The organism is Shimia abyssi (genome assembly GCF_003014475.1).
GTDB lineage: Bacteria > Pseudomonadota > Alphaproteobacteria > Rhodobacterales > Rhodobacteraceae > Shimia > Shimia abyssi.
The window spans coordinates 132139-145676 of the sequence record NZ_PYGJ01000006.1 but is presented as its reverse complement, the minus strand read 5'-3'; the positions used below and the strand labels follow the sequence as shown (position 1 = coordinate 145676).

The window sequence follows — 13538 nt, the reverse complement described above, 5'->3', positions numbered from 1 at the left end:
CATGACGCAGAACCTGAGCGAGCGTACGATTTTTATCACCGGATCCGGGGGCGTTCTGGGCTCGACTTATGTGCGGCGGATGCTAGAGGCAGGGGCCAAGGTTGTGGCCACCGATCTGGAAGGCGCGCGGGCGGATCAGTTGGTTGAGGCACACGGCGACAATCCGGATTTTGGGTTTTACCACATGGATGTGGGCGACGAAGAGCAGGTCACGTCGATCTTTCAGCGTGTGATGGCGGACGGGTGGAAACCCAATGTGGTGCTGAACAATGCGGCCATCACTGGCGAGATGCTGATGGGGGCGGGCAAGCCGTTTCCGGATTTTGCCGACACCAGCGTGCATGATTTTGAGCGAACCATGCGCACCAACTTGACTGGGGCCTTTATGGTCGCGCGCCAGATGGATCGCGATATTGTCGGCAAGTGGCCTAGTGCGCTGGTGAATGTGGCGTCGATGTACGCGCTGAATGGCGCGCATCACCCGATTTATGAAGGGATGCCGTTCAAGAATTTCTCGGCTTACGGTGTGAGCAAGGCAGGCATCCACGGGCTGACTGTGTGGCTGGCGGGTTATTGGGCCAAACGGGATGCGACGGTGAACACGATTTCGCCGGGGGCGGTGTTCAACGGGCATTCCGAAGAGTTCCAGAAACGTGTTGGCGGGCTGATCATGCAGGACCGCATGGCGCAACCCGATGAGATTGCTGACGTGATGCTTTTCCTGTGCAGCCCGCAAGCCGGGCACATGACCGGGCAGATGGTGAATGTTGACGGAGGTTTCTCGGCGTGGTGATTGCGGTCATTGGCGCGGGCTCGATCGGCAAGCGGCATTTTGCGAACCTTGACGCTTTGGGAGAACGGGCCGAGCTGATTGGGTGGCGCGGGTTTGATCGGGCGGCATTTGAGGCGCGGGGCGATATCGAGGCGGTGGTGATTGCCACTTCGACGCCAATCCGGCTTGAGTTGATCAAGATGTGCGCCGCCAACGGTTGGCCGTTTTATGCAGAAAAGCCACTGGCATGGCGGGAGGCACAAGCGCAAGCGATCCATGATGCGGGCGCGCCGGTGGCGGCGCGGTCGATGGTCGGGTTCATGATGCGCTATCATCCGGCTGTGGTGGCCTTGGCAGAGCGCGGGCTGGAGCAGGTTTATCGGTTTTCATTTGAGATCGGTCATGACGTGCGCCAATGGCGCGAGAACTGGTCGTTTGCCGGGAGTTATGCGGCCGAGCCCGAAGGTGGTGGTGTGTTGTTGGACCTGTGTCACGAGATCGATATGGGTGTGGCCCTGTTTCCTGACGCCGGTTTGGTGTCGGTGGATGCTGTAGGGCATGGCGATTTTCCGGGCGTCGATTTTGCCACGCAGTTGGCTTTGGCGGGGGGCGGGGCCGTTGGATCGGTGAGCATGGATTATGTCAGCCCGGTCTCGGTGCGCCGGGCGAGTTTGCGCGGGCAGAGCGAGATCATTGATCTTGATTTCTTGGCACCCGAGATGCGGATTGCGGACGCGACGGGTGAAACTGTTGAGCGGTTTGAGTTTGAGCGCAACGACATGTTCATGGGCGCAATGCGCGACTTTCTGGCGCTGATGCGGGAGCAGGAGACATCCGGCAATCCGTTGCTGCCCCGTTTTGACCGGATGCGCGCAAGCAGCCTGATGATCGCACGTGCCTGGGAGGCGCGGCGGATTTCGGGAACTGTCGATATGGACGTGTGCTGACACCCACGTTGCCGGGTTTGCAACGCTCTGGCCTCTTCACCGGAAAACATCGTTTTCGTAGGGGCGATGGCACATGAAGAGAATATGGCACCTGGCATTTGGGGTCGCGACCCTGCGCCCGTCTTTTAGTTGCCAAATCCGTATTTTAATGTCTGCAACGAGCCCAAAGCAGAGGTGATCCAGCGTTTTCCTTCGCTGATGCAGCAAAGAAATTGCTCTAAGTCGTCAGCTGCCTTGCGGCAGTAAGAGCGGCCGTTCGTATCGGGCTCGGTGAAATCTGGAGAACCTAGGACCCAGATGCGGGCTTGCTAATTATTCGGCGCAGGTTCCACTGTTTTTACAAATTTTGCACCGACGTCATTTCAATGTGGAGACAGCGTTGGTTGTCACTGGGCGAACACTTGCGCGCTGCCCGACCAAGACCTGCCAGAGATTTGCCAACTGACTCAAACGCTTTTTACGCAGTAGTTTTTCTGCTTTGCGTTCGTGAGGGGTGGCGGTTTGATATTTTGCGGCTGTGTGGCTCAGAAGTTCGGTGTGTGGCATCAAGGTCATTTGGTCGGCTCCTCGTTTTTGGTTTGGCTCAGCATCGCGCGAGACAGCAGCCTTTGCTTGAGGACAACCTTTAGAAACCCCTGTGATTTTGCTGATTTTGCGCTTAGGGCTTGTTTAAACCTCATCTCCATGTTCCGATTGCTCATGCAATTTTCATTTGCCGACTGTATTCTGGATGACGTTGCCCATGTATTGAAACGGGAAGGTACTGAGGTTTTGGTCGAACCACAGGTGTTCGACCTGCTTGCCCTGTTGGCGAGCAATCCGGGGCGCCTGATCGACAAGGACGAGATCATCGCGCAGGTCTGGCAAGGGCGGATCATATCCGACAGCGCGATCAGCGCCCGCATCGCAGCGGCGCGCAAAGCGGTAGGGGATGATGGCAAGACTCAGGCCATCATTCGAACCGTCGCCCGGCGCGGGTTACAGATGGTGGCAGACGTCAACGTTTGTGAAGAGACGCTTCAAGAGTCACCGGTGGCCGACGAAATACAGCGCATTCGCTATGTACGCTTGCCGTCTGGGCATTCAATGGCCTATGCGGTCACTGGCTCAGGCCCGCCTGTCATTATGGTTGAAACCCAGAGCACCGATCTGGAAGCGGAATGGCAGCTTTCATTTGAGCGAACTCGATTTCAGAAAATTGCACAGCACAGCACTTTGATCCGGTACGATCCCGTCGGAGTAGGCCAATCCGAACGAACATCCGATCGGCTGACAATTTCGGAAAAAGCCGAAGAGATTGGTTGGCTCGCTGATGCAATGGGAATCGAGAAATTTGCGCTCTATTCTCATTCTGGCGGCTGCATGTCGGCACTGCATTTCGCATCCCAGAATCCCGAGCGTGTTTCGCGATTGGTTATGTTAGGAGGCTACGTAGATGGGCGCGCCATTCGCGACGGTGCTTCCGAAAGTGCCAGTGAGCCATTACGGGCCTTGATCAAAGAAGGTTGGGCTCTGCCTGACAGCGGATTGTTGCATGCAATGATGATGAGTTATCAGCCAGAAGGGCCTCTTGAGTCTGTAAAAGCCTATGCTCGAATGATGCAGAATGGCTCGTCCGCCGAACTGGAAGTTCGCCGCCGCGATATCATCAACACCCATTCCAGTGCGGCTTTACTGCATCTGGTCACTTGCCCGACTCTTATCCTGCATTCCCGCCACGACAGTGTGCACCTGCTGAGCGAAGCGAAGAAGTTGGCAGCCGGTATTTCCGGGGCGGAATTGGTGGTTTTGGATTCTTCCAATCACATCCCGTGGCTGGGCAATCCGGCATTTGAAACCTTGCAATCTGTGTTGACTACATTTCTTTCGGAATAACAGATTTTGTTTCAAACGAGGACGATCAGGATACAAAACGGCCGCATTGACCCGCAAGTGAGACGCCTGACATTCGCGCAGCGGAAGGGAGGATTGGATTTGGAGCAATTTGGCCGAGTTCAATAACCGCTTTTTCGCGGCCGCACTGTGTTGCCAAGGCTTGCTCAGCGATAAAACCGTCGCGTAAGGGCATCTTTCGGTGCAAGAGCATCAGGCGGGTTCGACCGCAAACCGGTCCTACCTGCGGTTTTTGCCTGTGTTTGTCCTGGGTTTACGCGCTTCCGTTGGGCGCGAAAGCTGGTTGTGAAATTGGAAAGCTGGTTCTCAGGTCTGGTCGTGGAAGGCTTTTTGCAGCCCCTGTGTCCAAAACCCTTCGTCCGAGAGCAATTCGACAAACCGATCTGCGGCGCGACCCTCGCCAAAGCCGGTATGGGGCGCGTGGCGCTTGCCCCATTGATTGGTCAGGAAATCGGCAATGCAGGCGCGGTCGGTAGCGTCGCAGGAAAAGACCGATTGCGATTGCGCGCGATTTGTCTGACGAGTGCCAATGTCAAGCGAGGGCAGGCCGAGGAACGGCGCCTCGCGTACACCGGCGGATGAGTTGCCAATCATGCAGGCGGCGTTTTTCATTAACTCGGAAAAATGGTTGAACCGCATGGATGGGTATTGGCGGAACCGGTCGGCGGGCAGATCGGCAAGCGTCGCAAAGATGTCGTCAGAGCCGGGATCGTTATTAGGGGCAATCACGATGAAATTCTTGCCTGATGCGTCGAGTTCACCAAACAGCGCGCGCGCCTGATCACCCATACTGGCCTGTTCGGATGTGACCGGGTGGAAAACCACGATCCCGAAATTATCGAACGGGATGTCGTAATGCTCTTTGACCTCGGCCAATGTCACACCGCTGTTGTCGGCGTGAAAATCAAGCTCGGGGGAGCCGATCACATGCACCGCGCCTTCGGGTTCACCCATGGCCATCACACGACGTTTCGCATCCTGCGAGGAAACAAAGTGATGGCTGGCGAGCTTGGTGTTGCAATGGCGGTAGATTTCATCAATCGTGCCAGAGACTTCGCCGCCCTCGATATGGGCACAGGGGATGTAGTTGGTGGCCGCCACTAGGGCACCGGCCAGCGCCTCGATCCGGTCGCCGTGCACAACCACAAGGTCGGGGCGGGTTTCGGTCGCGTAGTCAGAAAAGCCGACAACGGTTTTGGCCAATATAATGTCTTGCGGATCGCCGGGACGCTGGTTGAGGTATTCGTGCACAGTGATGCCGGGCAAGCGATGCACCTCGATCTTGGTGCGCCCGTAACGGTCAAGCATATGCATCCCGGTGACAAAGAATGACACGTCAAACCCCGCATCGCGTAGCGCCACAGCAAGTGGTTTGAGCTTGCCAAAATCGGCGCGCGTGCCGGTCAGGAAGAGGATTGTTTTGGTCATAATGTGTCCCGCTCTGAACCCAGAACCACAGCAGTATCAATGCGCAAGGTTATTTTCAATGTTGTGGTCAGAGGAAATCGGGCTGGGCTGAGGCAATAGAAAAAACACGGAACTTACGTGCCTGAGTGCCGCCGCAACGATCGAAATTTGTTGCTTTGTCTATTATGATCTCTCGGTGAGCGATGTTGAGCGCGCTTTTGGCCAGAATGCCGCGGGGTGGCCTTTCAGCGAACGCCGTAAGCTTTTGTGGGAATATGCGATAGTCGAAGTTAAATTTCGCACAAGCGCCCATACGCAGGGAGCTCGATTGTAAACTCTATACTATTTTAGTTTTTATCCGGCGAAAGCGCGGGGGGCGAGACGGGAGGCACCCAGACCAGACGCCCCTTTTGCTTGGTTATTCCGATGCAGGAGCGGCGCTGTCGAACGCCTTGGTAAAGCCGCTCAGGGACATGGTGGCGGAAACGAGTTGGTCCGGAGCGATGGCCGGAATGACAGAAAGCGTTGCTGCATTGCCTTTTTTCATGGCGTCGACATCGGCCTGCGACAGCCCAATGCGGGCGAAACACCCGACCTGATTGCAGAAGGAAAACGGGTATTTTGTGGCGTTGGTGCCATCCACGGCCATGGTCAGCTGGCCGGTCAAAAGCGTTTCCAGGGGCACCACGATAGTCGCGCCTGCAACTGCCTCGCCTGCGGGGTCCTTAAGTTTGAAAAGCGTGACTTCGATCACGGCGTTGCCGGATTGGTCGCGCAAAAGCTGGTACATGCGGCAGGGACGAGGCTCGGGGCCAGCGGCGGCGCATTGCAGATCCCAGTCACCGATAATTTCAGACGTGGCCTCTTGCGTGGGCGCGGCGGCCGGGGCGGCAGGTGCCTCTTCCACTTTTTGCCCCATGGAGAGCGAGCCATCGGACAAGGACCCAACCCCCTGAGAAAGCGCGGGCAATCCAGCCATTGATACGACAAAAGAAAGAACGAGGGTTTGAAATTTGGGCATCACAATATCCGTGCTGTGTTTGCTTTTAGGATCGATTACCACGCCTTGCGGGGATTGTCAGGCCGGACCTGACGGGAACTGATCAAATCCTTGCAATATTAGGCGTGAATTAATTGAAAAACGGACAAAAGAAAAAGGGGCCAAGAAGGCCCCTTTTTCGTCTTTTCACTCCCCGTCGGACTGGCCGACTTATTCATTGCCGAAAAGCTACGAGTAATTGAACTAAGCGTCAACAGCAAAAATCCGGCTCCTTGCTGATTTTGCTCAAAAAAAATGGCCGTGCACCTGGCACGGCCCAGTCTGACAGGGAGGAAGTCATCCACAGCCAAGGAGGATATGGCCGCAGAATACACATCAGACTGGCAGAGAAAGGTTAAGAATGTATTCTAGGGCCGTAACGGTCATTCACGATTGGGAGCGATGACATATGGACGGCAAGGTCTTTGTAGGTGGCGGTGGTGAAGAATATGCTGAAAAACAAGGGCTTACCCTGAAATATGCCAATCGGCACGGGCTTATTGCGGGGGCAACTGGCACCGGCAAGACGGTTACATTGCAAATTCTGGCCGAGGGATTTTCGGCGGCTGGGGTGCCGGTTTTCCTGTCCGACGTAAAGGGTGATCTTTCGGGATTGGCGGCGTCGGGCAGTGCCGGGTTCAAATTACACGACGCTTTCACGTCGCGTGCGCAGAAAATTGGGTTTGATGATTACGCCTATGCACCATTTCCGGTCACGTTCTGGGATTTATTTGGAGATCAGGGCCATCCGGTGCGCACGACTGTTGCGGAAATGGGCCCGCTGTTGTTTGCGCGCCTGTTGGAATTGAGCGAGGCACAGGAAGGTATTCTCAATATCGCCTTCCGCCTGTCGGATGAACAGGGGTTGCCGTTGCTGGACCTTAAGGATCTGCAATCGCTGCTGGTGTGGGTTGGGGAAAACCGGGCTGAGCTGGCGTTGCGCTATGGCAATATTTCGGTGAACTCGATTGGTGCGATTCAGCGGCGTCTTTTGGTTCTGGAAAACCAAGGGGCCAACAAGCTGTTTGGGGAACCGGCGTTGGAACTGAGTGATCTGATGCGCACCACGGCGGATGGTCGCGGGCAGATCAACATTCTGGCTGCGGACAAGCTGATGGCGGCGCCACGCCTTTATGCGACGTTCCTGTTGTGGCTGTTGTCGGAGCTGTTTGAGGAGCTGCCCGAGGTGGGTGATCCCGACAAGCCTAAGCTGGTGTTCTTTTTCGACGAGGCGCATCTGTTGTTTGAGGATGCACCGAAGGCCTTGGTGGACAAGGTTGAACAGGTCGCGCGGTTGATCCGCTCCAAGGGGGTGGGTGTGTATTTTGTGACGCAGAACCCGGATGACATTCCCGAGGATATTCTGGGTCAGCTGGGCAACAGGGTGCAACACGCGCTGCGCGCCTTTACCGCGCGTGACCGCAGCGCGCTGCGCCTGGCGGCGCAGACCTATCGCGAAAACCCGCGCTTTGACACCGAAGAGGCCATTCGCGAAGTAGGCGTGGGCGAGGCGGTGACATCTATGCTGATGAAAAAGGGGGTGCCGGGGATCGTGGAACGAACCTTGATCCGGCCACCCAGTTCACAGTTGGGCCCATTGGACGGAGCAGCGCGAACGCAGGCGATGAATACTTCCCCTGTGGCGGGAAAATACGAGGCCGAGGTAGATCGACGCTCGGCTTACGAAATCCTGCGCGAACGGGCGGCCAAAGCGGCAGAGGCCGCAGAGGTGGCGGAACAACAGGAAGAGGAGCAGGATACGGCCCGGCGCGAGTTTAGCGCGGCGCGGCGCTATTCGGGGTCACGCGTGAGCCGATCCAGCTCGCGTTCGATGCGTATCCGGGCCGATGACAGTTTCGGTGCCGCCATGGGTAAGATGGTGATGAAGGAGCTGTCTGGCACCACAGGACGTCGCATGGTGCGTGGCATATTGGGCGGGTTGTTCAAGGGGCGATAACCCCCGTTTGGGGAATTCACGAAACCGTGATAGAGTTCACTGAGCCAAGGGGATTTTGCCCTCTTGGCGGATAACCTGATTGCTCCAAATACCTTCATGACTTGCCGCATAGTTGCAGGTTCTATTGATTTTCAGCACGCGATATTTGGCGTGGGGCAGTGGGAAAAACGTCGATCGCCGCTGGGAATGCGTGACATCAGGGAGGATCGTCACATGCCCCATTATATGTTCCAGGCGAGCTACAATAGCGACGCCATGAAAGCCATGATGGCCAACCCACAAGATCGCGAGGCCCCGGCGCGGGCGTTGATAGAGTCGGCAGGTGGTTCGCTGATTTCGATGTATTTTGCGATGGGCAAAGAGGATATTGTCGCAATCGTTGAAGCGCCTGATGACGAAACTGTTGCTGCTGTTTCGATGATCATTGGCGCCTCGGGTGCGTTTTCGTCTGGATCAACAACCAAACTGATGACACCGGCTCAGGCACTCAAGGCGATGGAAATGGCCCAGAAAGGGGCCGCGGCTTACTCACCGCCCGGCGGATAAAAGCTTGTGACTGCTGTTTCAGTGGTCCTGTAACACGCGCGCCCATTGGGCGTGCGTTTTTGATATATTCGTCCGGGTCTATTTCTCAGGGATCAATCCACGCGGGCTGAATCGCAGCACGAGCAACAGGATCACACCCATCGTGAGCAGCCGCATATGCGCGGCGCTGTTCAAGAGATGAATGCGCAACCCGCTGTCCTCGGCCATGCCGCTGGTGATCGTTTCCATCAGCCAAAGGCCAATTGGTTCCACCTGAATCCAGAAGAACCAGATCAGGAATCCACCAAGCACGGCGCCGAGATTGCTGCCCGAGCCACCTACAATCACCATCACCCAGATAAGGAACGTATAGCGCAATGGCTGGTAGGTACCGGGTGTCAGCTGACCGTCCAGCGTGGTCATCATGGCTCCGGCAATGCCGCAAACCGCAGAGCCCAGCACAAAGATTTGCAAATGGCGGCGGGTGACATCCTTGCCCATGGCTTCTGCGGCGACCTCGTTATCACGGATGGCGCGCATCATGCGGCCCCACGGAGATCTCAATGCGGCTTGAGCCATGATCAGAATGAGGATCAAAACCACCGAGAACAGCAGGGCGTAGTTGAGTTTCACGAAAAGAGTTGAGGCCGTGACCGGGTCTAGGCCAAACCCCTGTGCGCTATCGACAAACGACTGCGAGTTTTGCAGGTCAATCTCATAAGGCACGGGGCGCGGCAGGCCGTTGACGTTTTTGACACCGCGCGCCAGCCAGTCTTCGTTTTTCATCACAGCAATGATGATTTCGGCAATACCCAATGTGGCAATGGCCAGATAGTCGGAGCGCAGGCCCAATGCGGTTTTGCCGATCAACCACGCCGCGCCGGCGGCAAGTAAGCCGCCAAAGGGCCATGCAAATAGCACCGGCAGGCCAAGGCCGCCAAGATAGCCCGTGGCAGCAGGGTCCACCGCTTCGACAGCGGCGACACCGGGATCAAAGATAGCCCGGTAGAGGAAAAAGCCGCCAATCAGGATGACCAGCAATATGAGGTTGCGAGTACGCCCTGCCGCCAGACGTTGTTGCGCCATCACGGCGGCAACGATGGTACCCGCGCCAGCCAACAGCCCAACGATCACTCGCGTTCCGCCTGCGGCCCAAGCTTCGCCAACGGGCGCCATGGATGTGAGCACCACAGCCAGACCTCCGAGTGCTACAAAGCCCATGACACCAACGTTGAACAGCCCGGCAAAACCCCATTGCAGGTTCACCCCCAGCGCCATGATGGCCGAAATCAGCCCCATATTGAGAATGGTCAACGCCGAGTTCCAGCTTTGCATGAACCCGGTCAGGATGATCAGCGCGCCAACTATTGCGAACAAAAGCGTGTTTTTCATGATGTCGCTCATATCGATTTCCCCTGAAAGAGACCGGTTGGCTTAAACAGGAGCACCACGATCAGGATGACAAAGCTCACGGCGAATTTGTAGTCGGTGCTGAGCAGTTGCACGAGGCCCGAGGGTTCGAGTGGTTCTGGCATCAGGTAAACGAGCACTTTTTTCCATGCGTAGGTGATTGTCACTTCGGAGAAGGCAATCACAAAGCCGCCTGCGATCGCGCCCAGGGGGCTGCCCAGACCGCCGACAATGGCGCTGGCAAAGATCGGCAGGAGCAGTTGGAAATAGACAAAAGGTTTGAAGGTTTTATCAAGCCCGTAGAGCACGCCCGCCGTAGTGGCCAGAGCGGCCACGATCAACCACGTGTACATGACCACGCGCTCGGGGTTGATACCTGACAGCAGGGCGAGGTCTTCGTTATCGGAATAAGCGCGCATGGATTTGCCGGTGCGGGTGCGGTTGAGGAACCAAAAGAGTAGCGCCACGGCGATGATCGCAACCACCACGGTCAGACCTTGGGTGGTCTTGATCGCCAACCCTTCGCGCAGGCCGGTCATCGCCTTGAATTCGCGCACCGAGATGATGAAGCGTTCACCATCTGCAAATTTCTGATCATTGGGGCCAATGATAAAGCGCACCAATCCATTCAGGATGAACATCACACCCATGGACACGATCACAAGGATCACCGGTTTGGCCTTTTGCTCTCGGTAGAACCGATAGACCACGCGGTCGGTGATCAGCACCAGCGCCATGGTGCCGAGGATGGCAAAGGGCAGGGCGAGCAGGGCGGTTGGCAGGGGGCCAAAGCTGACGCCCATGCCTTGCAAGGCCCAAGTGACCAGCACCGCAATCATGGCGCCAAAGGCCATTGTGTCGCCATGGGCAAAGTTTGAGAACCGCAGGATGCCGTAGATCAACGTCACGCCAAGCGCGCCAAGGGCAAGTTGGCTGCCATAGGCGATTGCGGGGATTAGAACGAAATTGGAAAGTGCCACGATGGCATTGAGGAAATCCATCAGCGGGCCTCTTGGTTTGTTATTGTCATGTGGCGCATTGGGTCATCCTTCTACACATGTCCCGCGATAGACCAGATGTTCTTTGCCGTTCTTGGCCGCGATATTGGGGGTAGAGATCAGGTAAGAGAAGCTGTCATCCTCGTAGATGCGCAGCTGGTGATCATCTTCGTTGACGCGGAAAATCAGGGTCAACACGCGGTTCAGGCTAAGATAGGTGCTTTCGTGTTTCGGGCCGTCGTCCAGCTGTACGGTGGCTTTGTATTCGTCCAGCGCGGCGATTATGACGCGGCTGGTTGAGGGGGTGCAGGTTTCAGGGACACCTGCGCAGATTTCAGCAACCGCGCAGTAGGGTTCTGCCGCAAAGGCAGGGGCGCTGAGCAATACCGCCGCAAACATCCAGCCGAGGCGCCGGGTCATGACCGCAGGCCGCCACGCATCACCGGGCCGTCCGCAGGCACGGAGTCGCGCAGTTTTGCCGATGAATTTGACAGGACGGCCCAATCTCATCCTCCCAAGAAACTCTTGCGGACTTCCGGGTCTTCCAGAAGTGCTTTGCCGGTGCCGGAATAGGCGTTGCGACCCTGTACCAAAACATATCCTTTGTCCGCGATTTCAAGCGCTTGGCGGGCGTTTTGTTCAACCATCAGGATGGGAATTCCGGTGCGGGAGACCTCGATAATGCGGTCAAACAGTTCGTCCATCACGATGGGGCTGACGCCTGCGGTCGGTTCGTCCAGCATGAGAACCTTGGGCTGAGTCATCAGCGCGCGGCCCACGGCGACCTGTTGGCGCTGGCCACCAGAGAGTTCACCTGCGGGCTGATTGCGTTTGTCGCCCAAGATCGGGAAAAGCTCGTAGACCTGCTGGATCGTCTCGGAAAAATCGTCCTTGCGGATGAAGGCGCCCATTTCGAGGTTCTCTTCGACGGTCATCGAGGTGAAGATATTGTTGGTCTGGGGCACAAAGCCCATACCTTTGACTACGCGGTCCTGCGGCGACAAGTTAGTGATATCTTCGCCATCCAGCCGTACCGAGCCCTGACGCAGATCAAGCATCCCAAAGACCGCCTTCATGGCGGTGGATTTGCCCGCGCCATTGGGGCCGACGATCACGGCAATTTCGCCGGGATCCACCGCAATTGTGCAGTCATGCAGAATGTCAGGGCCAGACTTGCCGTAGCCACCGGTCATGCTGTCGCCGACGAGGAATGCGTTCCGGGTCTGCATTTCCTTGCCCGTCCCGACGGCCGGGGTCATGGTGCCGGTGCCCTTGGGGTTGGTGATAGAGGCGTCTTTGTTGCCGCGGTCGTCATAGGCTCCGTTGCTCATGCACATCCCCAGTTTGTCGCGCTTGATTTCATGATGCCCTCCTAGGACAGGATGCAGTTGCCCAGGTACTGACGTGGGACGAGGCTGCGACCGTCAACGGCGTTTTCGCTGTGCACAGCGTCGCCATTGTCGGTCAGAATGGTGGTTGTCGTGGTGCCGCCAGAGATTGGGCGTTCCAGCACCGTGATGGCGCGGTCGCCGATGATCAGGTCAAAGTCGCTGAGCGGATTGCCCGCGATACGGCTGACCGCGTTGGTTTCTATGTTGATCTTGAAGCGGATGTCTTCGCCTGCGTGATTGCATTTGGTGTTGGGGTCACACACCCAGTCAAAATAGCAGCGGAAGATGTGTTCTTCGGCCTGGGCGGCCAATGGTGCGAGTGCCAGTAGGGCTGTGGTGAGCAGGGGTTTCATACGCCGAGCTTGTCCTTGTTTTTCAAACCTGTGCCCAGATATGCCTCTATCACCTGTTCATTGGCCTTGATCTCGGCGAGGGTGCCTTCGGCCAGAACTTTGCCCTCGGCCATACAGATGACGGGGCCGCAGATTTTGCCGATGAAATCCATGTCATGTTCGATCACCACAAAGGTGTAGCCGCGCTCCTGATTGAGCCGCATAATTGTGTCGCCGATGGTCATGAGCAAGGTGCGGTTTACGCCTGCGCCAACCTCGTCAAGAAAGACGATTTTGGCGTCGACCATCATGGTGCGGCCGAGTTCAAGCAGTTTTTTCTGACCGCCTGAAACCTGACCCGCCTTGTGATCGGCAAGATGTTCAATTGTAAGGAACTCCAGCACCTCGTCGGCTTTGGCGCGCAGGGCGCGTTCCTCGTCTGCGATGCGTTTGCGGCCAAACCATGTGTTCCAGAGCGCCTCTCCGCTTTGGCCGCCGGGTACCATCATTAGGTTCTCGCGGCAGGTCATGGACGAGAATTCATGCGCGATCTGGAAGGTGCGCAGAAGACCTTTGTGAAACAGTTCGTGGGGTGGCAGGCCAGTGATGTCTTCGCTTGCCATCGACACTGTGCCGGAAGTTGGTTCAAGAACGCCTGCTATCACGTTGAAAAGGGTGGTTTTTCCAGCACCATTTGGGCCAATCAGGCCGGTGATCGAACCCTGTTCAATCTCAAGGGAGGCGCCATCAACTGCGCGAAATCCGCCAAAGTGACGGTGCAGGTTCTCGACCTTGATCATTCAATTGTCCCCCATAGAGTCGCCAGTTTGCGCGAAATTTTGCGCGCTCTATAGCGAAAAAGCAGCC

General features: G+C 56.7%; 13 protein-coding genes. 5 read left to right on the top strand and 8 right to left on the bottom strand.

Features of this window, described 5'->3' with window-relative positions:
• Position 1 precedes the first annotated feature (1 nt).
• From CLV88_RS11940 to CLV88_RS11925, 3 genes are all read left to right on the top strand, one after another.
• Complete coding sequence (locus CLV88_RS11940) at positions 2-793, top strand: SDR family NAD(P)-dependent oxidoreductase (RefSeq protein ID WP_106608627.1); 792 nt, start codon at positions 2-4, stop codon at positions 791-793.
• Positions 787-1719, top strand: a complete 933-nt coding sequence (locus CLV88_RS11935) for a Gfo/Idh/MocA family protein (RefSeq protein WP_106608626.1) — start codon at positions 787-789, stop codon at positions 1717-1719. Before CLV88_RS11940 ends, CLV88_RS11935 begins: the two co-directional genes overlap by 7 nt.
• 699 nt (positions 1720-2418) lie before the next feature.
• A complete protein-coding gene (locus tag CLV88_RS11925; RefSeq protein ID WP_165798876.1) occupies positions 2419-3594 on the top strand; it encodes an alpha/beta hydrolase in 1176 nt (391 codons plus the stop codon).
• A gap of 324 nt (positions 3595-3918) precedes the next feature.
• Here CLV88_RS11925 and neuC read toward each other — a convergent pair whose 3' ends face one another.
• Both neuC and CLV88_RS11915 read right to left on the bottom strand, forming a co-directional pair.
• Positions 3919-5040 carry a UDP-N-acetylglucosamine 2-epimerase gene (neuC, locus tag CLV88_RS11920; RefSeq protein ID WP_106608623.1) on the bottom strand — a complete coding sequence of 374 codons (1122 nt, stop codon included), beginning with the start codon at positions 5038-5040 and terminating at the stop codon, positions 3919-3921.
• Between the two features lie 397 nt (positions 5041-5437).
• A complete protein-coding gene (locus CLV88_RS11915; protein WP_165798875.1) occupies positions 5438-6040 on the bottom strand; it encodes an invasion associated locus B family protein in 603 nt (200 codons plus the stop codon).
• A 427-nt stretch (positions 6041-6467) separates the two neighbouring features.
• Here CLV88_RS11915 and CLV88_RS11910 point away from each other — a divergent pair, with 427 nt between their 5' ends.
• Both CLV88_RS11910 and CLV88_RS11905 read left to right on the top strand, forming a co-directional pair.
• On the top strand, positions 6468-8015 hold the full coding sequence (locus CLV88_RS11910; RefSeq protein WP_106608622.1) for a helicase HerA-like domain-containing protein: 1548 nt from the start codon (positions 6468-6470) through the stop codon (positions 8013-8015).
• A 213-nt stretch (positions 8016-8228) separates the two neighbouring features.
• Positions 8229-8561, top strand: a complete 333-nt coding sequence (locus CLV88_RS11905; RefSeq protein ID WP_165798874.1) for a GYD domain-containing protein — start codon at positions 8229-8231, stop codon at positions 8559-8561.
• Between the two features lie 78 nt (positions 8562-8639).
• On the opposite strand, the gene CLV88_RS11900 is transcribed toward CLV88_RS11905, so the two are convergent.
• The 6 genes from CLV88_RS11900 to CLV88_RS11875 form a co-directional block, all read right to left on the bottom strand.
• The gene (locus tag CLV88_RS11900) at positions 8640-9944 is read right to left on the bottom strand and encodes a branched-chain amino acid ABC transporter permease (protein WP_106608620.1); all 1305 of its coding nucleotides are present in this window, start codon (positions 9942-9944) and stop codon (positions 8640-8642) included.
• Positions 9941-10951, bottom strand: a complete 1011-nt coding sequence (locus CLV88_RS11895) for a branched-chain amino acid ABC transporter permease (RefSeq protein ID WP_106608619.1) — start codon at positions 10949-10951, stop codon at positions 9941-9943. Before CLV88_RS11895 ends, CLV88_RS11900 begins: the two co-directional genes overlap by 4 nt.
• 42 nt (positions 10952-10993) lie before the next feature.
• Positions 10994-11368 carry a hypothetical protein gene (locus CLV88_RS11890; protein WP_133169953.1) on the bottom strand — a complete coding sequence of 125 codons (375 nt, stop codon included), beginning with the start codon at positions 11366-11368 and terminating at the stop codon, positions 10994-10996.
• A gap of 86 nt (positions 11369-11454) precedes the next feature.
• Complete coding sequence (locus CLV88_RS11885; protein ID WP_106608617.1) at positions 11455-12279, bottom strand: ABC transporter ATP-binding protein; 825 nt, start codon at positions 12277-12279, stop codon at positions 11455-11457.
• 41 nt (positions 12280-12320) lie between these two features.
• A complete protein-coding gene (locus CLV88_RS11880) occupies positions 12321-12692 on the bottom strand; it encodes a hypothetical protein (protein WP_106608616.1) in 372 nt (123 codons plus the stop codon).
• Positions 12689-13471 carry an ABC transporter ATP-binding protein gene (locus tag CLV88_RS11875; RefSeq protein ID WP_106608615.1) on the bottom strand — a complete coding sequence of 261 codons (783 nt, stop codon included), beginning with the start codon at positions 13469-13471 and terminating at the stop codon, positions 12689-12691. The genes CLV88_RS11880 and CLV88_RS11875 overlap by 4 nt, the downstream gene beginning before the upstream one ends.
• Positions 13472-13538: the final 67 nt, after the last annotated feature.

Bases quoted from the DNA above. Each gene is read 5' to 3' on its own strand.
- CLV88_RS11940 (WP_106608627.1), top strand. From the start codon at position 2: ATGACGCAGAACCTGAGCGAGCGTACGATTTTTATCACCGGATCCGGG.
- CLV88_RS11925 (WP_165798876.1), top strand. From the start codon at position 2,419: ATGCAATTTTCATTTGCCGACTGTATTCTGGATGACGTTGCCCATGTA.
- neuC (WP_106608623.1), bottom strand. From the start codon at position 5,040: ATGACCAAAACAATCCTCTTCCTGACCGGCACGCGCGCCGATTTTGGC.
- CLV88_RS11915 (WP_165798875.1), bottom strand. From the start codon at position 6,040: ATGCCCAAATTTCAAACCCTCGTTCTTTCTTTTGTCGTATCAATGGCT.
- CLV88_RS11910 (WP_106608622.1), top strand. From the start codon at position 6,468: ATGGACGGCAAGGTCTTTGTAGGTGGCGGTGGTGAAGAATATGCTGAA.
- CLV88_RS11905 (WP_165798874.1), top strand. From the start codon at position 8,229: ATGCCCCATTATATGTTCCAGGCGAGCTACAATAGCGACGCCATGAAA.
- CLV88_RS11900 (WP_106608620.1), bottom strand. From the start codon at position 9,944: ATGAGCGACATCATGAAAAACACGCTTTTGTTCGCAATAGTTGGCGCG.
- CLV88_RS11895 (WP_106608619.1), bottom strand. From the start codon at position 10,951: ATGGATTTCCTCAATGCCATCGTGGCACTTTCCAATTTCGTTCTAATC.
- CLV88_RS11890 (WP_133169953.1), bottom strand. From the start codon at position 11,368: ATGACCCGGCGCCTCGGCTGGATGTTTGCGGCGGTATTGCTCAGCGCC.
- CLV88_RS11885 (WP_106608617.1), bottom strand. From the start codon at position 12,279: ATGAGCAACGGAGCCTATGACGACCGCGGCAACAAAGACGCCTCTATC.
- CLV88_RS11880 (WP_106608616.1), bottom strand. From the start codon at position 12,692: ATGAAACCCCTGCTCACCACAGCCCTACTGGCACTCGCACCATTGGCC.
- CLV88_RS11875 (WP_106608615.1), bottom strand. From the start codon at position 13,471: ATGATCAAGGTCGAGAACCTGCACCGTCACTTTGGCGGATTTCGCGCA.